At 36.5% G+C, this 20,281-nt stretch carries 26 protein-coding genes; 10 read left to right on the top strand and 16 right to left on the bottom strand.

From position 1 onward, the window contains the following. The first annotated feature begins 171 nt into the window (after positions 1-171). Together QRN68_RS05595 and QRN68_RS05600 are read left to right on the top strand one after the other, a co-directional pair. Positions 172-885 (top strand): response regulator transcription factor, encoded by a 714-nt coding sequence (locus QRN68_RS05595; RefSeq protein WP_481817433.1) that lies wholly within the window; start codon positions 172-174, stop codon positions 883-885. Further along, positions 882-1,988: a sensor histidine kinase gene (locus QRN68_RS05600; RefSeq protein ID WP_285395767.1), complete on the top strand. Its 1,107-nt coding sequence runs from the start codon at positions 882-884 to the stop codon at positions 1,986-1,988. The genes QRN68_RS05595 and QRN68_RS05600 overlap by 4 nt, the downstream gene beginning before the upstream one ends. Before the next feature lie 104 nt (positions 1,989-2,092). Here the strand turns inward: QRN68_RS05600 and QRN68_RS05605 are convergent, their stop codons facing one another. The 9 genes from QRN68_RS05605 to adh all read right to left on the bottom strand — a co-directional run bounded on the left by QRN68_RS05605 (position 2,093) and on the right by adh (position 10,365). After that, positions 2,093-2,380 carry a hypothetical protein gene (locus QRN68_RS05605; RefSeq protein ID WP_285395768.1) on the bottom strand — a complete coding sequence of 96 codons (288 nt, stop codon included), beginning with the start codon at positions 2,378-2,380 and terminating at the stop codon, positions 2,093-2,095. A 35-nt stretch (positions 2,381-2,415) separates the two neighbouring features. Then, positions 2,416-3,153: an ABC transporter permease gene (locus tag QRN68_RS05610; protein ID WP_285395769.1), complete on the bottom strand. Its 738-nt coding sequence runs from the start codon at positions 3,151-3,153 to the stop codon at positions 2,416-2,418. A 16-nt stretch (positions 3,154-3,169) separates the two neighbouring features. Continuing rightward, entirely contained in the window at positions 3,170-3,922 is a 753-nt protein-coding gene (locus tag QRN68_RS05615) for an ABC transporter permease (RefSeq protein WP_285395770.1), read from the bottom strand. After that, positions 3,919-4,836 (bottom strand): ABC transporter ATP-binding protein, encoded by a 918-nt coding sequence (locus QRN68_RS05620; RefSeq protein WP_285395771.1) that lies wholly within the window; start codon positions 4,834-4,836, stop codon positions 3,919-3,921. The genes QRN68_RS05615 and QRN68_RS05620 overlap by 4 nt, the downstream gene beginning before the upstream one ends. 306 nt (positions 4,837-5,142) lie before the next feature. Continuing rightward, complete coding sequence (locus QRN68_RS05625; RefSeq protein ID WP_285395772.1) at positions 5,143-5,622, bottom strand: acyl-CoA thioesterase; 480 nt, start codon at positions 5,620-5,622, stop codon at positions 5,143-5,145. 68 nt (positions 5,623-5,690) lie between these two features. Next, complete coding sequence (locus QRN68_RS05630; protein ID WP_285395773.1) at positions 5,691-7,118, bottom strand: aldehyde dehydrogenase family protein; 1,428 nt, start codon at positions 7,116-7,118, stop codon at positions 5,691-5,693. 42 nt (positions 7,119-7,160) lie between these two features. Further along, positions 7,161-8,129: a DUF4003 family protein gene (locus QRN68_RS05635; RefSeq protein ID WP_285395774.1), complete on the bottom strand. Its 969-nt coding sequence runs from the start codon at positions 8,127-8,129 to the stop codon at positions 7,161-7,163. 334 nt (positions 8,130-8,463) lie between these two features. Continuing rightward, positions 8,464-8,823, bottom strand: a complete 360-nt coding sequence (locus tag QRN68_RS05640) for a DUF779 domain-containing protein (protein WP_285395775.1) — start codon at positions 8,821-8,823, stop codon at positions 8,464-8,466. A 21-nt stretch (positions 8,824-8,844) separates the two neighbouring features. Further along, positions 8,845-10,365 carry an aldehyde dehydrogenase gene (gene adh / locus QRN68_RS05645; protein ID WP_285395776.1) on the bottom strand — a complete coding sequence of 507 codons (1,521 nt, stop codon included), beginning with the start codon at positions 10,363-10,365 and terminating at the stop codon, positions 8,845-8,847. A 241-nt stretch (positions 10,366-10,606) separates the two neighbouring features. Between adh and rluF the strand changes: the two genes are divergently transcribed. The 3 genes from rluF (at position 10,607) to QRN68_RS05660 (ending at position 12,237) form a co-directional block, all read left to right on the top strand. Further along, positions 10,607-11,308: a 23S rRNA pseudouridine(2604) synthase RluF gene (gene rluF / locus QRN68_RS05650; RefSeq protein ID WP_285395777.1), complete on the top strand. Its 702-nt coding sequence runs from the start codon at positions 10,607-10,609 to the stop codon at positions 11,306-11,308. A 22-nt stretch (positions 11,309-11,330) separates the two neighbouring features. Next, complete coding sequence (locus QRN68_RS05655; protein WP_285395778.1) at positions 11,331-12,050, top strand: DUF6904 family protein; 720 nt, start codon at positions 11,331-11,333, stop codon at positions 12,048-12,050. A 61-nt stretch (positions 12,051-12,111) separates the two neighbouring features. Beyond that, on the top strand, positions 12,112-12,237 hold the full coding sequence (locus QRN68_RS05660; RefSeq protein WP_285395779.1) for a hypothetical protein: 126 nt from the start codon (positions 12,112-12,114) through the stop codon (positions 12,235-12,237). A 46-nt stretch (positions 12,238-12,283) separates the two neighbouring features. Here the strand turns inward: QRN68_RS05660 and QRN68_RS05665 are convergent, their stop codons facing one another. Then, complete coding sequence (locus tag QRN68_RS05665; protein ID WP_285395780.1) at positions 12,284-12,778, bottom strand: cupin domain-containing protein; 495 nt, start codon at positions 12,776-12,778, stop codon at positions 12,284-12,286. 67 nt (positions 12,779-12,845) lie between these two features. Between QRN68_RS05665 and QRN68_RS05670 the strand changes: the two genes are divergently transcribed. The 3 genes from QRN68_RS05670 to QRN68_RS05680 are packed head-to-tail and all read left to right on the top strand — an operon-like array spanning position 12,846 to position 13,470. After that, on the top strand, positions 12,846-13,013 hold the full coding sequence (locus tag QRN68_RS05670) for a hypothetical protein (protein WP_285395781.1): 168 nt from the start codon (positions 12,846-12,848) through the stop codon (positions 13,011-13,013). A 17-nt stretch (positions 13,014-13,030) separates the two neighbouring features. Next, entirely contained in the window at positions 13,031-13,198 is a 168-nt protein-coding gene (locus QRN68_RS05675) for a hypothetical protein (protein WP_285395782.1), read from the top strand. Then, the gene (locus QRN68_RS05680) at positions 13,195-13,470 is read left to right on the top strand and encodes a hypothetical protein (RefSeq protein ID WP_285395783.1); all 276 of its coding nucleotides are present in this window, start codon (positions 13,195-13,197) and stop codon (positions 13,468-13,470) included. The genes QRN68_RS05675 and QRN68_RS05680 overlap by 4 nt, the downstream gene beginning before the upstream one ends. On the opposite strand, the gene QRN68_RS05685 is transcribed toward QRN68_RS05680, so the two are convergent. From QRN68_RS05685 to QRN68_RS05710, 6 genes are all read right to left on the bottom strand, one after another. Then, complete coding sequence (locus QRN68_RS05685) at positions 13,452-14,159, bottom strand: ABC transporter ATP-binding protein (protein WP_068985728.1); 708 nt, start codon at positions 14,157-14,159, stop codon at positions 13,452-13,454. The two genes, QRN68_RS05680 and QRN68_RS05685, sit on opposite strands and share 19 nt — an antisense overlap. Beyond that, positions 14,159-14,938 carry an ABC transporter ATP-binding protein gene (locus tag QRN68_RS05690; RefSeq protein WP_285395784.1) on the bottom strand — a complete coding sequence of 260 codons (780 nt, stop codon included), beginning with the start codon at positions 14,936-14,938 and terminating at the stop codon, positions 14,159-14,161. Before QRN68_RS05690 ends, QRN68_RS05685 begins: the two co-directional genes overlap by 1 nt. Beyond that, positions 14,938-15,873, bottom strand: a complete 936-nt coding sequence (locus QRN68_RS05695; RefSeq protein ID WP_285395785.1) for a branched-chain amino acid ABC transporter permease — start codon at positions 15,871-15,873, stop codon at positions 14,938-14,940. Before QRN68_RS05695 ends, QRN68_RS05690 begins: the two co-directional genes overlap by 1 nt. Before the next feature lie 13 nt (positions 15,874-15,886). Continuing rightward, positions 15,887-16,762 (bottom strand): branched-chain amino acid ABC transporter permease, encoded by an 876-nt coding sequence (locus QRN68_RS05700; RefSeq protein WP_285395786.1) that lies wholly within the window; start codon positions 16,760-16,762, stop codon positions 15,887-15,889. Between the two features lie 168 nt (positions 16,763-16,930). Then, on the bottom strand, positions 16,931-18,154 hold the full coding sequence (locus QRN68_RS05705; protein WP_285395787.1) for an ABC transporter substrate-binding protein: 1,224 nt from the start codon (positions 18,152-18,154) through the stop codon (positions 16,931-16,933). Between the two features lie 517 nt (positions 18,155-18,671). After that, positions 18,672-19,274 carry a class I SAM-dependent methyltransferase gene (locus tag QRN68_RS05710; protein WP_285395788.1) on the bottom strand — a complete coding sequence of 201 codons (603 nt, stop codon included), beginning with the start codon at positions 19,272-19,274 and terminating at the stop codon, positions 18,672-18,674. Between the two features lie 173 nt (positions 19,275-19,447). Here QRN68_RS05710 and QRN68_RS05715 point away from each other — a divergent pair, with 173 nt between their 5' ends. Beyond that, positions 19,448-19,579 carry a hypothetical protein gene (locus QRN68_RS05715; RefSeq protein WP_285395789.1) on the top strand — a complete coding sequence of 44 codons (132 nt, stop codon included), beginning with the start codon at positions 19,448-19,450 and terminating at the stop codon, positions 19,577-19,579. 216 nt (positions 19,580-19,795) lie between these two features. Next, positions 19,796-20,131 (top strand): heme oxygenase, encoded by a 336-nt coding sequence (locus tag QRN68_RS05720; protein WP_285395790.1) that lies wholly within the window; start codon positions 19,796-19,798, stop codon positions 20,129-20,131. The last annotated feature ends 150 nt before the right edge of the window (positions 20,132-20,281 follow it).

Below are 20,281 nucleotides of genomic sequence, written 5' to 3' on the forward strand. Positions count from 1 at the left end.
GCGGAAATCAGCCTCTTTGAATGTATAAAAATGGTTAATCAACACGCCTGATAATTTTTAAAAAATCAATCTTATTTTTATTTGTTTAGATCCCTTATACATAAAGTATTGAAATTATAAAGTAACTCAAATAAATAAATTTAAAAATAAGATTTAGGTGATAAAAAAATGATGCACCCAGTATTATTAGTTGATGATGAAGATGGCTTACTAGATATGTTAAATACTATGCTTCAAAAAGAAGGCATTAAGGACATTGAATTTGCCACAACCGGCAAACAAGCACTCGAAAAAATAAATAGTTTTCGATATTCCTTAATCGTTTTAGATATCATGCTGCCTGATATAGATGGTTTTCAAATTTGCCAAGAAATTAGAAAAATAAGTGATGTTCCTATTTTATTTATAAGTGCACGAACGTCAGATATTGATAAATTAACAGGTCTAAACATAGGTGGAGATGACTATATTACTAAACCATTTAATCCACTTGAAGTAGTAGCCAGGATTAAAATTCACTTACGTCGGCAAAGTCTGCAACTACATTCACAAAATACTATGCTAGATCAATTCGATTATGGCTATCTTAAACTATCAAAAAAAACAGGAGAACTGTATGTAAAAGGTGAAAAAATAATATGTCCTGCAAAGGAGTTTGAATTTTTATCCTTTTTTTGTGCGAATCCCAATCAAATTTTTTCAGCTGAACAGCTATATGAACAAATATGGAAGCAATCAACAGGCTTAAATGATCGAAATACAGTTATGGTTCATATCTTGCGTCTTAGAAAAAAAATTGAGGAAGATATAAAAAAACCAGAAATAATTGTAAATATAAGAAGTATTGGCTATAAATTTATTCCTCCGAAGATGGGGAACTTATGAAAGTAAAAATTAAATTATCTCTACATTTTCTCGGAAGCTTGATTACTCTATTCATTTTTGTTTTTAGTATGATTGTTCTTTTTTCAACTTTATTTAATCATTTAATTATTTGGTTTACTTCTGATGAATCTATTGCTACATACTTTGTTAATCAAATACTGTTGCCTATACTACCTTATTTAGCAGTGATTTTATTCTGTTTACTTTATGGCTGGTGGATAGGTTCAGATTTTTTCTACATATTAGATTGGATTTTATTATTATCAAAAGGTGTCTATCATGAACCAAATAGAATGAGGAAAAAAACTAAAAGTCATAAAAAACCAAGATTTAATGCCTATCAAGATATATTTATTCAACTAAGGACCTTAACTGAAACATTACAAAGAAATGAATTAGAAAGAAAAGAACTAGAAAAAATGAGGAAAGAGTGGACAGCCAGTATATCTCATGATTTAAAAACTCCTCTTACTTACATAAAAGGGTACTCGTATATGTTATCTTCTGATAAACATGAATGGAGCGAGAAGGAAAAGCAAAAATTCACATCACTAATAAGAAAACAAGCCATTCATATGGAGAATATAATTGAAGATCTAAACACAGTTTTTCATTTTGATAATGGTCAATTCCCTTTAAGCCTGCAAAAAAAAGATATTACCCAATTTGTTCATGATATAGTCATAGAACTGACAGATAACCCTCTAGTTAAACACAAGAACATCTCAATCAAAATAAATACAAATCATTTTATTCCCTTTATTTTTGATGAACAGATGCTAAAGCGTGCTCTTAATAATCTTATAATGAACGCTATCATCCACAATCCTGCTGGGACCGAAATTATGTTATCGGTTGAAAAAAGAGATCATTTAGTAATTGAGGTTTCAGATAATGGTGTAGGAATGAATAACGAAACTCTAAAAAATCTATTTAATAGATATTATAGAGGGACATCAACTAAAATACCCTCTGAAGGAACGGGCTTAGGTATGAGTATTGCTAAGCAACTAATCGAAGCCCATCAAGGTTCTATTACTGTTGAAAGCACCTTGCATGAAGGTACTGTTATTTATGTCAGTTTTAAATTAGATACTAATTAAAGTTTTCTTGGTGTTTTTCCGGTTTCAATTAAACTCAAATCTAAAAAATTTATGGAAATGCTCTTTGATCAAGCATTTCCATAAATTCTTTTCACTATAGTTCATTAAATCTCTAGTGGGCTTTCTGTAGTTTTGTGTTTGCTTACAATAAAAAAACAAATATTTACTATCATTATTAACCCCAAAATAAACACAGGAAAATTATAAATGCTCTGTACAGAATCATCTATACCTGTAAACTTTATAGTTATCAAGTTAAAATCAATTACTTTTAGACCTACATCATTTGTAAACATTTTATAGACCGCAGAAGCTTGGAAATAATTCCAAAACATAGATAATAAATTAATCATCATTAAAACTAGATTAGTTATAAGCACTTTTTTAGTCATCTTTCTCCCCCTCAAAATACAGACAAAATAATTTGTTAGTAAATATCCTTTTTATCAAATGTAACTATTCCTAAAACTGTTGCTACACTAAATGTCACTAAATTTATTGATAAGAAAAACAGTACAGAATGAATACCTACCTCATCTGGTGAAGACATAGCGAGTGTAGGCTGTGCCCAGGGATAAAAATTACCCAATTCGGATCCTACGGTTACAAACGCTAGCAAAGTAAGTGCAACATTTATAGAAATCGGTGTTACAAAGCTCTTAATTTGTGATGCCATCCAGAGTTGTATAGCAACTAAAGCACATACAGCTAAAAACCCAAGTACAAGCACCTTAAATAAAAAAAACCAAGGGATGGAATCATGTAGTCCTAGTATTAATCCTGTAATAATAAACTCTGATACCAATACTAGTTGTGTTACAAACACAAGAATTAAAATAAGAATCATTTTCGCTATATAAATCATTATCCTAGATGGAGGTAATGCCAACATCTGCTTCCATCCGCCCCCTGAATTTTCGTTTCTACAGCTTATAGAACAGTAAAATCCGGATAAAATAGGTAACATGATCATGCCATAAAAAAGCGATGCTTGTGTCCATGCTTCCGTCCATTCGTTATCATCCTTTTGTACTAAAATATCCTGATAAGTAAAGAAATTATTATAGCCTAACAAACAACTTACAAGTGGGACTATTATTAATACTGCCCAAAGCCATTGCCTTCTTAATTTCATATATTCATTTAAAACCAATGTCGTTATCATTCCATTCACCCTCTCCCTATCTCATATCCTTTTTACTAAAATGAACCATGCCGCTTATTAGGAAGATTGTTCCTACAATAAAACTCATTATGAAAAAAAACGATAAATCATTGTTAGAAATTACTTCATTAAACTCATCAGATGGTAAGATAGGAGTCCCCCAAATTGGATATATCCAGAATAACCATTTTATATTCTGAAGGAAAAATCCAGAAATGGTGAATATCACACCTATAGAAATAGAAATCATTTGATTCTGACAAACCACCGATATCCAAAGCTGAAAAGCTATTAATGGAAAAGATACAATATAGGGGTAAAAGGCTTGCTCTAAAATTAACCCCCATGGTATAGGGCCATTAAAGTCCAAAAAAAGACCAATAAAGAGAATAGACCCTACAATACAAGTAGCTGAAAACGCACAAAGTACAAGTAAATAAATAAATTTAGATAAATATATATAATATCTAGATATAGGTAAAGAAAATAGAATCTTCCAAGCATTCGCTTCATGCTCTATATTGACTATTTTAGAAGCAAATATAGTAATACTTAAAGGAACCATTATGAACATAGACCAATGACAACTAATAACCAGAAAAGACCAATCACTAGTATGTAATTCCTGTGCCATTTCTTTATTTAAATCAAATCTAAAATAAAAATCAGTAAAGTTCATCATAAAAACAAATAAAGGAAATAGTATGGTAATCAAGATTAACTTAGAACGTTTAAACTTTATGCTATCTCCTACAATAATTTCTTTCATGTATTTTCCCCCTTAATAATGTTAAGGAAGATTTCTTCAAGAGAGGACCTTACTTCTTCAATTCGATAAACCGAAATATTAGAATTGACCAAAATACTATTTATCACTGAAATATGGTCATCATCAGTTTTACTAATAAGTAAATCACCATTTTTGTCCACTTCAATATGAAGATTTGTTTTTTCCTCCAAAATAGATTTTGCTTTATTAGAATCATTGACACGTATTTTAATATGAGGATTATCCATATTCCGTAATACTTCAATGGAATCCTGATAGATTAGATTTCCATCAGAAATAATTCCGACTTGAGTTGCCATTTGGTCAATCTCACTAAGTAAATGGCTAGAGATTAAGATGGTTATCCCCTCAGTTTCAGGAAGACTTTTAATTAAGTCACGAATTTCATGAATACCTGCTGGATCCAAACCATTTGTAGGCTCATCTAGAATAAGTAACTCGGGCTCTCCTAGGAGCGCTATTGCAATTCCAAGTCGTTGTTTCATCCCTAAAGAATATTGTTTTACAAGTTGATTTTTAGCATTTGTTAATCTAACAATATTTAATACCTCTTCGATTCGCCCTTCTGGTACATTAAGCATTCGTTGTATAATTTTAAGATTTTCATAGCCTGTTAGATGACCGTAATATGAGGGGGATTCAACCAATGCACCAACTTTTTTTAGTATATGGTTTCTATCACTCTCTAGTTTTTTCCCAAATAAAGTGACTGAACCAGATGAAGCCTTTATTAACCCTAATAACATTTTTATAGAAGTGGTTTTTCCCGAACCATTAGGACCTAAAAAGCCATAAATTTCTCCTTTCTTTACTTTCAAATTTAAATCTTTTACTGCATAAGTTGTTTTATATTTTTTACACAAATCAATAGTTTCGATTATGTAATCGGACATTTTGAACACCTCCACTGAAAGTATACAAATTGAAATAAAAAACAATCTTAACTTTATATTAATTCGATATTAACTTTAAAATTTGTTCTTGATAAAAAAGTATTGTTGATATGAAAGCATATGAAGTAAAGTATGAGCGAATAAGATGCTTAGGTCACGCCAGCGGAAAGCGTTCTCTGTGGCAAATGTGCAGTCACATACATATTGGACATAAAAAAAGATGGCTTCGGTCAACAAACCGAAGTCATCTTTTCTCCACTTAGAAACGAACTCCTATTTTTTATAGGACAGTCATAATACTTTCATTTAATGCGGTAATGCACGTTTTTGTTTCCGATGCTCTCGTCGTGCTGGTCCTGTCTCAAACAGACGTTTTTCTGCATCTGTTTCAGGATAAATTGCTGGAACTGGTCTAGGTTTCCCTTCATCATCTACTGCAACCATCGTTACAAAGGATTCCGTTGTTAATTTTTCCTCACCAGTTTCAATGTTTCGTGAAATAACTCGAACATAGACTTCCATTGAAGAACGTCCCGTTGATGAAACAATACTTTCAATTTCTAAAATATCCCCTACATGTGCTGCTGATAAAAAATCAACAGAATCAATAGAAGCTGTTACTACAAGCCCTTTTGCGTGCTTCATGGCTGTGATGGCAGCAATTTCATCAATATAAGCTAACACTCTTCCACCGAAAATGGAGTTGTGATTATTTGTATCTGGCGGTAATACGAGACGAGTTTGAACCGTACGTGACATGCTCATTGGTACAGCGTTGTTTGTCATAAATCTTATAACTTCCCTTCATGTATGTTCTTTCGTCATCGTATCGCAGAAAAAGAGTTGATGCAAATTTAGAATGATTTTTTCATCGTAATAAATTTCATATCCGTCATTTCCTCAATAGCCCACTTAATGCCTTCACGACCGTATCCACTCATTTTTACGCCGCCATATGGCATATTGTCAACTCTGAATGTCGGAATATCATTAATAATAACAGCGCCTACTTGTAATTCATCCGCTGCACGTAACGCATCTGGCAATACATTTGTATAAATCCCTGCATTTAAGCCAAGTTCCGACTCATTCACTAGTCGAATAGCGTCGTCTAATGTTTCATATGAAACAATTGAGACGATTGGCGCGAATGTTTCTTGACAAACTACTTTCATATCCGCCGTCACATTCGTCATAACAGTTGGTGTTAATGTACGCTCAGTGAACGTTCCTCCTGTTGCAACTACCGCCCCTTGAGCCTTTGCTTCCTCAATCCATTGACGAATACGTTCGACTTCACCAGAATTAATCATCGCACTAACATCTGTATTTTTATCGAGCGGGTCACCTACTACAAGCTTTTCTGTTTCTGCCACAAATGCTTTTGTAAACTCATCGATAATTGATGCATGTACGTAAATACGTTGTAATGAAATACAAACCTGACCTGCAAAATTAAAGGCACCTCCGACACAACGCTGAATAATTTTATCAATCGGTGTCGATGGTTCGACAATTACCGCTGCATTGGACCCAAGCTCTAATGTTACTTTACGTAAACCGACTTTTTCCTTAATGCCCAAACCAACCTTGCCACTGCCCGTGAATGTCACCTTTTTCACGTATGGATGTGTCACGAGTGTATCGCTAAGCTCACCACCGCTACCAGTAACAATTTGTAGCGCACCATCAGGAAGACCCGCTTCCTTAAATATTTCAGCCAATACTATAGCACTTAATGGTGTTTGATTTGCTGGCTTTAATACGACTGTATTGCCAACTGCAAAGGCAGGACCTAATTTATGTGCTACTAAATTAAATGGGAAATTGAATGGTGTAATAGCTGAAATTACACCTAAAGGTTCTCGTTTTGTCCAGCCAATACGATCCCCTGCCCCAGGTGCGGCATCCATTGGCACCGTCTCACCCATTGCTTGCTTAGCACCTTCTGCTGCAAACTGATAAGTCGCTATTGTACGTTCTATTTCAGTTAATCCAGCCGAAATTGGCTTTCCTGCCTCTAACGCTAAAATCTCAGCAAATTCTTCTTTTCGTTGTCGCATTATATCGACTACTTTATATAAAATTTCGGCACGTTCATAGGCTGTTGTCTTTTTAAACGATTGGAACGCCTCTTGAGCACCTACTATTGCTTGCTCTACATCTAAAATCGATGCCTTTGCAACTTTTGCAATTACCGCTCCGCTATAGGGTGATCTCAGCTCATATGCTTCCTTTGCTTCTTTCCATTGGCCATTAATCCAAAGCTTCGTTTCCTTCATCCTTCAAATGCACCTCCAAAAATCATGTTCTTCTTTATTTTATCATGAAGAACTTGAACTAGAAGCTGCAGCAGCTGCAGAAACTGATACTAACATTGCTGTTTGTTGTGCTTGAATTATTAATTGAATAGATGACATGATTGTCATTGATAAAGATTGTTGTACCTTAGCCATATCATAGATAGCAATTTGTACGGCCATAAATAACACGAACTCACGATGCCATTTTAATAGTTTCATACCCTTCAATTCATGGTATAAATCTACAATCTGTTGAAGGTGTGCATTATTCACTTCAAGAATCGCTAAAAATCCTAATAATGGATAGTTAATCGTTTTGACCTTTACATCCTGTTTCTTTAATGTGTCACGGATTGTCACCACATTCGGCACTAATGTACTATCATATTGAGGAGAAAGGAAAGTCAATATTTGTGATAGCCATTGTAGCTCGTTCCCCGCATTAAAATTATATGTACGTAATTCTTTATAATAACGATTCATCGTTTCAGCACGGAGAACAACGTCATCAGATGGGTTACTTAACAATACTACGTAAGGAATGTCATCGTTAGCAGTTAAAAATCGATGATGCTTACGGATCTCTTCAAATAATGCACGCGCCGCCTGTGCATGTGCACTTTTTTCACTTTCCACCTCCGTTAAAAACTGTGCACCAATAAAAATAAAATTACCGCTTCTAAATTTTGCTTCCTTCAATATGCTTACGTTTGACAGTAGATTTTTTACCGCTTGTTTTGTATCCTCTTGCTCCATCAAATTTGCAGCAATACTATATCTTACTGCTGTTCTTAACGGAGAAGCCCATGAAGATTGCTCCTTCATTTCTTGTAACACTTCTTTATATTTAACCGCATCAAAGGTTTTTCCTGACGCCACATATTTGCTTGCAATTGCTAGTACAATTTTACGATCAACTGTCCATCCGACAGCCTTAGCTACATCCTCCACAGTTTGTGTAAATTGATTTCCGATTATTGTAAATTCCATTTTCTACCCACTCCTTTTCCATATTTACGTAATAAAATATAAAAAGGATTCATCAGTTTTGTAACAATTAACACAAAAAGTAAGCTTAATTTAATGTATATGACTCGATTTTATATGGTTTAATGAAAATAATTAAAAATGAGTGGAGGAACTAATGTTGATTGAAATAACCATAACCAGTAGAAAGTCCTTATTCAAGGAAACCTTACAGGATCGATTACAATTATTTTTGATATTACGTAACTCTCCAAATAATATAGCCTTACATAAACTGTTTCAGAAAAAATGACATAGAAAAACAGCGGCAATACCTTTTGCCGCTGTCCATAAAGCTTTAAATTAAGCCTAATTCTTTTAACTCCTCTGTTGAAAAGGCTCTTGACCTTGTTAAAAACCGTTTACCTTCAACGCCTTCAAGCGAGAACATACCGCCTCTGCCATCGACTACGTCCAAGATTATTTGTGTATGCTTCCAATAATCATATTGATTTTTATGCATATAGAAGGGAGCACCACCAATTTCTCCAAGACAAACATCTTGATCACCTAATAGTAAGTCGCCTTCTGGATAACACATTGGCGATGAACCATCACAGCATCCACCTGATTGATGAAACATAATGGGTCCATGCTTTTCTTTCAAAAACTCGATTAGTGCCAGCGCTTCTTCAGTTGCTAAAACACGCACGACCACGCTCATGCACCTCCCTATTAATTAGAAGAAACCAAGTTTGTTTTCGCTATAGCTAACTAATAAGTTTTTCGTTTGCTGATAATGCGCTAACATCATCTTATGGTTTTCACGACCAACACCCGACATTTTATAGCCACCGAACGCAGCATGTGCAGGATAAGCATGGTAGCAGTTTGTCCAAACACGTCCTGCTTGAATACCACGACCGAAGCGATAAGCAGTATTCATATCACGTGTCCAGACACCTGCACCTAAACCATATAATGTGTCATTTGCAATTTCTAATGCTTCCTCTTTTGTTTTAAATGTTGTTACGGCAACAACTGGCCCGAAGATCTCTTCTTGGAAAATGCGCATTTTATTATGCCCTTTAAAGACAGTTGGCTTAATGTAGTAACCATTTTCAAAGCCAGATCCTACATTATTTTTCTCTCCTCCAATTAGACATTCTGCACCTTCTTGCTTACCAATATCTAAGTAAGAAAGAATTTTTTCCATTTGCTCACTTGAAGCCTGTGCACCCATCATCGTATTCGGATCAAGCGGATTTCCAACTTTAATCGCTTCAACACGCTGTAGAACGCGTTCCATAAATTTATCGTAAATAGACTCTTGAATTATTGCACGAGAAGGACATGTACATACTTCACCTTGGTTTAGAGCGAATAATACAAAGCCCTCAACTGCTTTATCTAAAAAGGCATCATCCTCGTCCATAATATCCTCAAAGAAAATATTTGGCGACTTGCCGCCCAATTCTAACGTAACTGGAATAAGGTTTTGTGAAGCATATTGCATAATTAAGCGACCTGTCGTTGTCTCACCAGTAAAGGCAATTTTACCAATGCGTGGATTTGATGCTAGCGGCTTCCCTGCCTCTAAACCAAAGCCATTGACAACGTTCAGTACACCTGATGGCAATAAATCTTCTATTAATTCAATGAGCACCATAATCGAAGCTGGCGTTTGCTCAGCTGGTTTCAACACCACACAGTTTCCAGCTGCCAGTGCAGGTGCTAGCTTCCAAACGGCCATTAATAACGGGAAATTCCAAGGGATAATTTGACCTACTACCCCAATTGGCTCATGGAAGTGATAAGCGACTGTATCATTATCGATTTGGCTTACCGCGCCTTCTTGTGCACGTAAAGCCCCCGCAAAATAACGGAAATGATCAATGGCAAGAGGGATATCTGCATTTAATGTCTCACGTACCGCTTTTCCGTTATCCCATGTTTCGGCAACGGCTAGCTTTTCTAAGTTTTGCTCAATACGGTCCGCAATTTTAAGTAAAATGTTTGCACGCTCTGTTGGGGATGTTTTGCCCCATGCATCCTTTGCGGCATGCGCTGCATCAAGTGCAAGTTCAATATCTTCAGCAGTAGATCGAGCTAATTGTGTAAAAACTTGTCCAGTAACAGGTGTAACATTATCAAAGTATTGTCCTTTCACTGGAGGTGTCCATTCTCCACCAATGTAATTTTCATATTTCTCCTTGAATTGAACTACCGATCCTTCAGTGTTTGGAAATGCATAAACCATTTTACTTCTCCCCTTTACACAAAATAATGAGAATATATCTACAAAAATCGACATTTCATATCGAAATAACAATATTTTCATAGATACCCTCTTACTCAATATATTGTCAGAAACGAAAAATAATTTCAACTTTTTTAAATTTTTTACCAGTAATTTATTTTTACTAGAAAAGCTTCAGGATTCACGGTGTGACCAACGATAATGTATACTTAAAAATAATATAAATGTATAGGAGACCAGTATGCGGATTAATAAATATTTGAGTGAAACAGGCATCGTATCTCGTCGCGGCGCAGATAAATGGATAGCAGAGGGTAAAGTAACGATTAATGGTGAACTTGCAACAGTTGGCAGTCAAGTTGAGGCAGGTGACATGGTTTGCGTTGATGGAAAAGAGGTAAAAAAAGAAGAACAGCTCGTTTATATTGCCTTAAACAAACCAGTAGGAATTACAAGTACAACTGAACAACATATAAAAGGAAATGTCGTTGATTTTGTCAATCACCCTCTACGTATTTTTCATATTGGACGACTCGATAAGGAATCAGAAGGGCTATTATTACTGACAAACGACGGTGACATCGTCAATAAAATTTTACGTGCGGAAAACCATCACGAAAAAGAATATATCGTACAAGTTGATAAGCCTATTACAGAGCAATTTATTAAAAAAATGGGGGCTGGTGTAGATATTTTAGATACTACAACCTTACCTTGTTATGTTGAAAAAATATCTGATAGAGTCTTTAAAATTATTTTAGAGCAAGGCTTAAATCGTCAAATACGTCGTATGTGTTCGGCACTTGGCTACTCCGTTAAGCGTCTACAACGTATTCGTATTATGAATATTAAGCTTGGAAATTTAAAGGTTGGACAGTGGCACGATTTAACAGAAAAAGAACGAACAGAACTATTCAAACTACTTAACTACACTCCAAAATAAAGCAATTTAAGGGGATGAGATTATGCTGTCAATTCAAAGTACTGAGCAGTTAACGGGAGCATGTATTAGCGGGGATTTTTGGGACTTAGATGAATTGATCAATGCCATTCATAAAGTAACTGGTGATGAAAACAAGTATTATGATTATCAAGGTGCGCGTCTTCGCATCCTTAGTGTTTGCCATAATCTCCGTCAAGCTGCTAAGGGAGAGCATCAGCTTGAGTTTGTCAGTAATGGACTTAATAAAAGTGTCCTGACACAGCATGAACTAATTTTTCCAAACAAAAATGTTTATTTCGCAACAGAGGTTCTTTGGCCAGAGCTGATTTTTACGGCTATCGCATTAAATGATTTCATTCGCCTACACAAAGAGCTAATTGATTCTTCTGACTGGAATATGGACGTTGCTGCAATTCGTAAATTCCAAGCAACGGTTGCTGATTGTTTAGAGCAGGAGTTTAAGGAGGAAGAATATTTAGTATTTTTAAGAATGCTACATACTAAAAGTCCATTAACATTCCGTTATGCGACGCAGTATGTAGATCTATTAAACCTAGAGTATATTCAACTAGATTTAGAGGAAAGGAAAGCTCAATTAGCGGCATTTGCTCTCCGATTAATGTTAGAAGACGATGAATATGTAGCGCTAAAATCACAGCTCATGGAAGCTGCGATAACTACCAAAAAATCGTTGCATGAAATTGAAATCAAAACGAATTATCCTGAAACAATTTTGTGGTAAATATAAAGAGCCGTCTCAACTAACTTTGAGACGGCTCATGTTGTTTAAACACTATGTGTCAATGAAATTAAAGTGTCAGTATGGCTCTTCGCCGAGAGGGGTTTGTCTGTGCGAAAGCGAAGCGGCAGCAGCAATATTTTTCATGCGCGAAAGCGAAGCGGCAGCAGCAAGAGAGATTTCTGTGTGAAAGCGCAGTGACAGCGTCCAACGTAAGCGGAGGAAACAGCGCTCGCTTAAATTGTCGTGTAAGCCATTTTTCGAATAACTGTCTTGTGCTGTGGATAGTCAGCTAACAGCTCATCTTGTGTAAACAATTCAAAGTCCTCAAAATCAAAGCCTGGTGCAACCATACAGCCTACCAAACTAAATGTATCTGCATCCTCTACAGACGAGCCAAATATAGTGTTTTTCGGTACTGCTATTTGAGGTACTTCTCCTGCCTCTACATTTATTCCAAGCTTCTTCGCCTCATATGTACCATCCGGGAAAATCATATGGACTGTTAATGGACTGCCAGCATGATAATACCAAAGCTCATCCGATTTCAAACGATGCAAATGCGATATGTCCTGTGAACGTAGTAAGAAATAAATACTCGTATAAATCGGTCTTTGCACATCCCTTACAGCAATATCCTCAGATGCTCGAAACGAGGAAATATAATAACCTCCTTCAGGATGCTCTGCTAAATTCAATTTTTCAATAAAATATTGTGCTGAATACTTCATAAAACATCACTCCTTTCGTCCACATTATCAAATAATAAAGGATGAATGCTACTGTTATTGCGTCAATTTGATTGTTCTTTCCGTCACTTTGATCATTCTACGTCGTTCTGGTCCTTCTTTCCGTCACTTTGACTGTTCTATCCGTCGCTTTGACCTTTCTTTCCGTCGCCTTGATCATTCTACGTCGCTCTGGCTCTTCTTTCCGTCGCTTCGATTGTTCTATCCGTCGCTCTGACCTTTCTTTCCGTCGCCTTGATCATTCTACATCGATCTGGTCCTTCTTTCCGTCACTTTGACTGTTCTATCCGTCGCTTTAGCCTTTCTTTCCGTCGCTTCGATTGTTCTATCCGTCGCTCTGACCTTTCTTTCCGTCGCCTTGATCATTCTACATCGATCTGGTCCTTCTTTCCGTCACTTTGACTGTTCTATCCGTCACTTTAGCCTTTCTATCCGTCGCTTTGATTGTTCTATCCGTCGCTCTGACCCTTCTTTCCGTCGCCTTGATCATTCTACATCGATCTGGTCCTTCTTTCCGTCACTTTGACTGTTCTATCCGTCGCTTTGATTGTTCTATCCGTCGCTCTGTTCTCCCTTTCCGTCACTTTAAAATTTCTATCCGCCAACCCAATCCCTTCGCAAAAAAAGACGCCTCGAAAATCGAGACGCCTTCTCTCTATAAGCCACCTAAATAAGCTGCCTTTACTTGCTCACTCTCTTGAAGCTCTTTTGCTGTACCTGATAATACAATACGTCCTGTTTCAAGTACGTACGCACGATTTGCTACTGATAGGGCCATATTCGCATTTTGCTCAACAAGCAAAACGGTTGTACCCTCTTTATTGACTTGCTCAATAATATTAAAAATATTTTTTACCATGAGTGGTGCAAGCCCCATTGAAGGTTCATCCATCAATAACAATTTCGGTTTTGCCATTAATGCTCGACCCATCGCCAGCATTTGTTGCTCACCACCAGATAATGTACCTGATTGCTGTTTACGGCGCTCCAAAAGACGTGGGAATAGTTCAAACACATGGTCCATATCTTTTTTGATACCAGCTTTATCGTTACGAAGATATGCCCCAAGCTCTAAGTTCTCTTCAACTGACATATTGGCAAAAACACGACGCCCCTCTGGAACATGTGAAATACCTGATTTTACAATTGTCTGCGCAGCCTTCCCTGCAATGGAGAAGCCTTCATATTCAATGATGCCGCCCTTTGGTTTTAATAAACCTGACAATGTTTTTAATAATGTACTTTTACCAGCACCGTTTGCACCGATTAATGTTACGATTTCACCCTCATTTACTTCCAAAGAGAGGCCCTTTAATGCTTGAATGTTTCCGTAAAATACATCTATGTTTTGTACTTTTAGCATTAGCCGATAACCTCCTCGCCAAGGTAAGCTTCAATTACCTTTGGATTGTTGCGTATTTCTTCTGGTGTCCCATCAGCGATTAATTGACCGTGATCGAGCACATAAATACGTTCACAAATTCCCATTACTAAGCTCATATCATGCTCAATTAGAAGAATTGTTAAGCCAAATTCTTTACGAATAAACGCTATTAATTCCATTAAATCGTGCGTTTCCTGCGGGTTCATGCCTGCTGCTGGCTCATCTAATAATAGTAGCTTAGGTTTCGCAGCTAGGGCACGAGCAATTTCTAGTCGACGCTGCATCCCATAAGGTAAATTTTTCGCAAGCTCATCCTTATAAACATCTAAGCCAAAGATTTTTAGGAACTCAATAGATTGAAGCTCCATTTCTGCCTCACCTTTAAAGTGATTCGGCAAACGGAAAATGGAGGACCACATGGAATGCTTGGCAAGTGAATGGTTCGCTACCTTAACATTATCTAAAACAGAGAGTTCTTTAAATAAACGAATATTTTGGAACGTACGGCTAATACCCTTTTGTGTTACCTGGTATGGTGCAAGCCCATTTATCTTTATACCATCAAATGTAATCGTACCTTCAGTTGGTGTATACACTCCGGTAAGCATGTTAAAGCTCGTTGTTTTACCAGCACCATTTGGCCCTATAAGACCTACTAGTTCTCCTTGATTAAGGTACATATTAACGCCCTGTACCGCCTTTAAACCACCGAATTGAATGCCCATATTTTCAACATTGATAAGAAGGTTTCCAGTCATTATTTTGTACCTCCTTTTTTACCAAACTTAAATAAATCCGTAAATTCTTTTGTTCCCATCAAACCTGTTGGACGGTACAGCATTACCACTATTAATACTAAGCTATAAATAATCATACGTGTTTCTGGGAAGTTTGCTAAGTAAGCTGAGATTACTGTTAAGAAAATCGCAGCAATAACGGACCCTGAAAGACTTCCTAAACCACCAAGAACGACATAGATTAAAATATCAAATGATTTTAAGAAACCGAAAGTTGTCGGTTGAATAATGTAAAAATTATGTGCAAAGATGGCCCCTGCAAGACCGGCAAAGAAGGAACCAATTGCGAACGCTACAACTTTATAGTAGGTTGTGTTAATACCCATTGCATCTGCCGCAATTTCGTCCTCACGAATCGAAATACATGCACGTCCATGACGAGAATTTGTAAAGTTAGAGATTACTAGAATTGTTAGAACTACACCAACGAACGCATAAGTCCAATTTGATAAATATTTAACCTGCATCCCCGCTGCGCCACCAACATAATCCGTATTTAAAAAGACAATACGTATAATTTCCGCAAATCCAAGTGTCGCAATCGCTAAATAGTCACCCTTTAAACGTAGTGTTGGAATACCTACGATTAAACCTGCGACTGCTGCTGCCAGCGCCCCTAAGAAAATTGCTAATGGGAACGGAAGCATTAATTTAGTTGTAATAATCGCAGAAATATATGCCCCTACTGCTAAGAAACCTGCATGCCCAATCGAGAATTGGCCAGTAATACCAATGACAATGTGCAAGCTAACCGCAAGCATAATGTTAATACACATTGTGATTAACATATTTTGATAGTACATATCGAGAATGTTCGTTGAAATTAGCACCTGAATAACTGCATAGATGACTAACGCTAATACGGCATAGCCCCAAAAGAATTTAGACTTTTTCATAATTACCGCTCACCTACACTTTCTCACGGGTATTTTTACCGAAGATACCCGATGGTCTGAAGATTAAAATTAAAATTAAAATAACGAATGCCGCTGCATCACGCCATAAGGAGAAGCCAAGTGCACTTACTAATGATTCCACAACACCTAATAACATACCGCCAACCATGGCACCAGGAATAATACCAATGCCACCAAGTACTGCAGCGATGAACGCTTTAACCCCTGGAATAACACCCATTAATGGATCAATTTTCGTATAGTAAACACCAAAGATCACACCTGCTGCACCAGCTAGAGCAGAACCAATTGCGAATGTCGCTGAAATTGTATTATCTACGTTAATACCCATCAAACGTGCTGCATCGGCATCATGAGAAACCGCGCGCATCGCTTTTCCGATCTTTGTTTTATGTACGATGAATTGTAAAAGAATCATCAGTACAATTGCTACAGTTAAAATTAAAATGGATGTACTACTAATTTGAACTCCGAAAACATCAAAAGATTTATTTTTAATGACTTCAGGATATGCCGCTGGTTGCGCACCTCTGAAGAAAATAGTCGTGTATTCGATTAATAGCGATACACCGATTGCCGTAATTAAAGCTGCAATACGTGTTGCATTTCGCAAACGCTTATAAGCAATACGTTCAATTACAACACCAAAGATTGCACAAACTGCCATCGCCAATAATAGTGCTGGGAAGAAGCCAAGCTCCCATTTAGCAATTGCGTAAAAGCCAATAAATGACCCAATCATGAAGACATCGCCGTGGGCAAAGTTAATTAGCTTAATAATCCCGTATACCATCGTATACCCTAACGCTATTAATGCGTAGATACTACCTAGTGAAATACCATTCACAAGCTGCTGTATCCATTCCATGAGCGTTCACTCCTTTTATTTTTAGAAAAATGCAAAAATTGGACTTACTTCTACATGTTATTATTGAATGCAGACTAAATTGTGTCCTCTTAAAAAAATATTTTAAAGTTGACTATAAAATACGAAAGGGAAGGCGTGTTTACCCGCCTCCCCCTTGCCTACAAAACATTAAGGATTAACTTTAGAGTTGAACACTTGTTTACCGTCTTTAAATTCAAGAACTGTTGCTGTTTTAATTGGGTTATGATCTTTGTCAACTGAGAAAGTACCTGTTACTAAAGAAAGATCTTTTGTGTCAGCCAATGCTTTTTGAATTGCTTCTCCATCCGTAGAGCCTGCACGCTTAATAGCATCAGCAATGTAGTAAATTGTGTCATAGCCAAGTGCATTGAATGCATCCGGTGCTTTATCACCGTTCGCTGCTTTAAACGCCTTTACGAAGTCTTGAATTTTTTGATCTGGGTCTTCTGCAGAGTAGTGGTTTGTAATATATGTGTTATTCAACGCATCCGCACCAGCTAGCTCTACTAATGTTGGTGAATCCCAACCATCAGCTCCCATCAGCGGTACATCGATACCCATTTCACGTGCTTGTTTAACAATTAAACCAACCTCTTCATAGTATCCTGGGATAAAGATAAAGTCTGGTTTAGCCGCTTTAATATTTGTTAATTGTGTACGGAAGTCCGTATCCTTAGCCACATACGCCTCTTCTTCTACAACTTTCCCACCATTTTTAGTGATTGTTTCTTTAAATGATTTTGCTAAACCTTTTGCATAGTCAGACGCATTGTCCGCAAAAATAGCTACATTTTTAGCTTTCAAGTCATTAGAAGCGAAGTTCGCTGCCACAATCCCTTGGAATGGATCAATGAAACACGTACGGAATGCGTATTCATTAACGCTGCCATCATCATTTACTGTAATGTTAGGAGCTGTACCAGAACCAGTAACGATTGGAATTTTTTTGTCGTTCGCAATTTGCACAGTTGCAACTGTGTTACCAGAAGTTGCTGGGGCTAGCATTGCAACTACATTATCTTGTGTTGCTAGTTTAATAGCTGCTGTAGTAGCCTCTGCGTTTTCTGATTTATTATCTACTTTAATAAGCTCAATTTTCTTACCGTCAATACCGCCCTTATCATTAATTTCTTTAACTGCAAGCTCTGCACCTAGTCCAATTGAAGAACCATAGGAGGCTACGTTACCTGAAAGCTCTAAATTTGCACCAATTTTAATAGTATCTCCGTCAGAAGAGCCACCGCCACCTGATGATGACCCACCTCCTGAACTCGAGCTATCTCCATTTCCACAACCAGCAAGAACACCAGCAAGTAATGAAGACGCAACTAGAAGTGAACCGAACTTTTTAAGCTTTTTGTTCTCTTTCATCATTATATTCCCCCTATTTTTTCAAATGTTAGATATTTCTGATAATTATAAACAATTAACGACGTTTCCTCAATAGCGAAAATAATTATTCATAACTATCTAAAACTAAACTACAATATTATTCATTTATGACTTTTACATTGTAAAACATTCTTTATATTTAGTCTAGAGTGATTTTTCAGTATAATTTGTAATTTAAGAATTATCTATTAATTTTAAATATCTATTAATACAAAACTATCATTTCCGATTATTTTTTATAATATAATCTCGAAAAAGGATGTCCTTTTTGCGAAAATTGCAAGATCTAGGACACTATCTATTGCGAATGTTCTTCATGACATTTATCTTATAGAGACTAATAATTCATTTATCACCCGGGAAATAGAAGGATTAGCATTATAACTTATGGTTGATACAGGGCATATATTTCAAAAAATATAAACTACAACTTTCGGTAATGAGCCAAAAATTTCATAAATATAAAAAAGCGTAGAGCTGAATTATTTCCAAAGCTCTACACTTTTTTCAATGCAAACACACAGAGGCGTTCGTTAATATTTGTTTCATTTTCTAGATGAACCTCATGAATCAATTCAAAAGGTGTCCCGTGATGTAAAAACTGCAAATAATCATAAGGTGGATAATATAAAATAATATGAATTTCACGCATATGCTGCTCATAAGACTTCCAAATATTATGAATGACTGTACGGAAAATATGGATTGAAAAAGGATTGAAAAAAAAGAAAACAGTGTCGCATGGTTGAATAACATAGTCTTCCGCTATTGAATGAAGAAAGGAAATCGGAGCTTGAGCACTCTTTTTTTGAAGATATCCCTTTTTATTATTCTCAGCCTCTGCATAAAAACCTGCATCCATCTCTATCCCAATTGTAGGAATATGAAATTTATGATGCACATAAATAGGTACTCTCCCTTTTCCACATCCCATATCGATAAACACTGAATTATCTGGCATTTCATATTCCGAAAACAGTTGCTCTAAACCAACATATGGTGTTGGCTCATAGCGGTGGTAATGAGCTAGTTTAGGAAAACCATATTGTTCACCGATTGTATTAATATGCAAATTTTTATCAAATTGATGTTCATTCATACATTATACTCCTAAAAAAGAATGCTTTATTTTAGCACAACAAAAGAAAAAACTATATCCACAATATTTGGATATGATTACATCTTATGGCTCTTCACCAAAAGTTGTGGATGACATTTTTTAAAATATATGGGCTGTATACTAGTTGATTGGAGTGGAGACTGGGCGACTCCTTGGGGATCAGCGTCACAGATGAGACCCTGGAGCGAGCATCGCGAGTGAAGCGGCTCATCGGACGCCCCCAGGAAAGCGCCCAGTCGGAACGGAAATCAACCACACGTTTTGGTGAAGAGCCATCTTATTGAAAAACTATTATGTCAATAGAAAATTAAGGTGTCAAATATACTAGTAGATTTTACTTCATATACAACAAATATCGAGTTATTACTAATTCAGATTGCAATTCTGTTGACAATGTCTTCCCTCGCCAATTATTATTGTTTGCGAATGATAACAATAAAATAATTCATTCAACATAGTAGATTTTTTCTAATTAGAAAATGGTTAGGGAGGAAAAGTGTATGATTATTGTTACAAATCGTATTCAAGTTAAACCTGGTTTTGCTGCGAAAATGGCACCGAACTTTACAAAGCCAGGACCTTTACAACAGTTCGAAGGCTTCCATAAAGTAGAGGTGTTAGTGTCAACTGATGATCCGACTTATGACGAAATGAGCGTCAATATGTACTGGGAGTCTAAAGAGCATTTCCAAGCTTGGCGTAATAGCGATGCATTCGCTGCTGCCCATCACCGCCCAGAACCAGGTTCTGAAGGCGCAAAACCAGAAAACAGCCCAATGTTAGGTAGCAAAATAGTTATTGCTGAATTAGCTTCTTCCATTGAAGCATCACGCTAGTATACCCTATCCCAACTCTTTATGAGGCAGTGGGGTAAAACAAAAAATCTGAACTATCTTCTGATTCTATCAAAAAAAACCCGCATATTTCCAATGAGGGCACTGAAAAAGTCCACTATTTAAATTAGGCAGTTGAAAGTTCGATTTAAT

Source organism: Lysinibacillus sp. fls2-241-R2A-57 (assembly GCF_030209535.1).
Classification (GTDB): Bacteria; Bacillota; Bacilli; order Bacillales_A; family Planococcaceae; genus Lysinibacillus.

What these genes read in the sequence shown, in the direction of transcription:
- QRN68_RS05720 (WP_285395790.1), top strand. Translation starts at nt 19,796, where the DNA reads ATGATTATTGTTACAAATCGTATTCAAGTTAAACCTGGTTTTGCTGCG.
- rluF (WP_285395777.1), top strand. Translation starts at nt 10,607, where the DNA reads ATGCGGATTAATAAATATTTGAGTGAAACAGGCATCGTATCTCGTCGC.
- QRN68_RS05695 (WP_285395785.1), bottom strand. Translation starts at nt 15,873, where the DNA reads ATGAAAAAGTCTAAATTCTTTTGGGGCTATGCCGTATTAGCGTTAGTC.
- QRN68_RS05635 (WP_285395774.1), bottom strand. Translation starts at nt 8,129, where the DNA reads ATGGAATTTACAATAATCGGAAATCAATTTACACAAACTGTGGAGGAT.
- QRN68_RS05625 (WP_285395772.1), bottom strand. Translation starts at nt 5,622, where the DNA reads ATGACAAACAACGCTGTACCAATGAGCATGTCACGTACGGTTCAAACT.
- adh (WP_285395776.1), bottom strand. Translation starts at nt 10,365, where the DNA reads ATGGTTTATGCATTTCCAAACACTGAAGGATCGGTAGTTCAATTCAAG.
- QRN68_RS05630 (WP_285395773.1), bottom strand. Translation starts at nt 7,118, where the DNA reads ATGAAGGAAACGAAGCTTTGGATTAATGGCCAATGGAAAGAAGCAAAG.
- QRN68_RS05685 (WP_068985728.1), bottom strand. Translation starts at nt 14,159, where the DNA reads ATGCTAAAAGTACAAAACATAGATGTATTTTACGGAAACATTCAAGCA.
- QRN68_RS05700 (WP_285395786.1), bottom strand. Translation starts at nt 16,762, where the DNA reads ATGGAATGGATACAGCAGCTTGTGAATGGTATTTCACTAGGTAGTATC.
- QRN68_RS05665 (WP_285395780.1), bottom strand. Translation starts at nt 12,778, where the DNA reads ATGAAGTATTCAGCACAATATTTTATTGAAAAATTGAATTTAGCAGAG.
- QRN68_RS05660 (WP_285395779.1), top strand. Translation starts at nt 12,112, where the DNA reads ATGAAATTAAAGTGTCAGTATGGCTCTTCGCCGAGAGGGGTTTGTCTG.
- QRN68_RS05710 (WP_285395788.1), bottom strand. Translation starts at nt 19,274, where the DNA reads ATGAATGAACATCAATTTGATAAAAATTTGCATATTAATACAATCGGT.
- QRN68_RS05705 (WP_285395787.1), bottom strand. Translation starts at nt 18,154, where the DNA reads ATGAAAGAGAACAAAAAGCTTAAAAAGTTCGGTTCACTTCTAGTTGCG.
- QRN68_RS05615 (WP_285395770.1), bottom strand. Translation starts at nt 3,922, where the DNA reads ATGAAAGAAATTATTGTAGGAGATAGCATAAAGTTTAAACGTTCTAAG.
- QRN68_RS05655 (WP_285395778.1), top strand. Translation starts at nt 11,331, where the DNA reads ATGCTGTCAATTCAAAGTACTGAGCAGTTAACGGGAGCATGTATTAGC.
- QRN68_RS05610 (WP_285395769.1), bottom strand. Translation starts at nt 3,153, where the DNA reads ATGATAACGACATTGGTTTTAAATGAATATATGAAATTAAGAAGGCAA.
- QRN68_RS05620 (WP_285395771.1), bottom strand. Translation starts at nt 4,836, where the DNA reads ATGTCCGATTACATAATCGAAACTATTGATTTGTGTAAAAAATATAAA.
- QRN68_RS05690 (WP_285395784.1), bottom strand. Translation starts at nt 14,938, where the DNA reads ATGACTGGAAACCTTCTTATCAATGTTGAAAATATGGGCATTCAATTC.
- QRN68_RS05595 (WP_481817433.1), top strand. Translation starts at nt 172, where the DNA reads ATGCACCCAGTATTATTAGTTGATGATGAAGATGGCTTACTAGATATG.
- QRN68_RS05600 (WP_285395767.1), top strand. Translation starts at nt 882, where the DNA reads ATGAAAGTAAAAATTAAATTATCTCTACATTTTCTCGGAAGCTTGATT.
- QRN68_RS05605 (WP_285395768.1), bottom strand. Translation starts at nt 2,380, where the DNA reads ATGACTAAAAAAGTGCTTATAACTAATCTAGTTTTAATGATGATTAAT.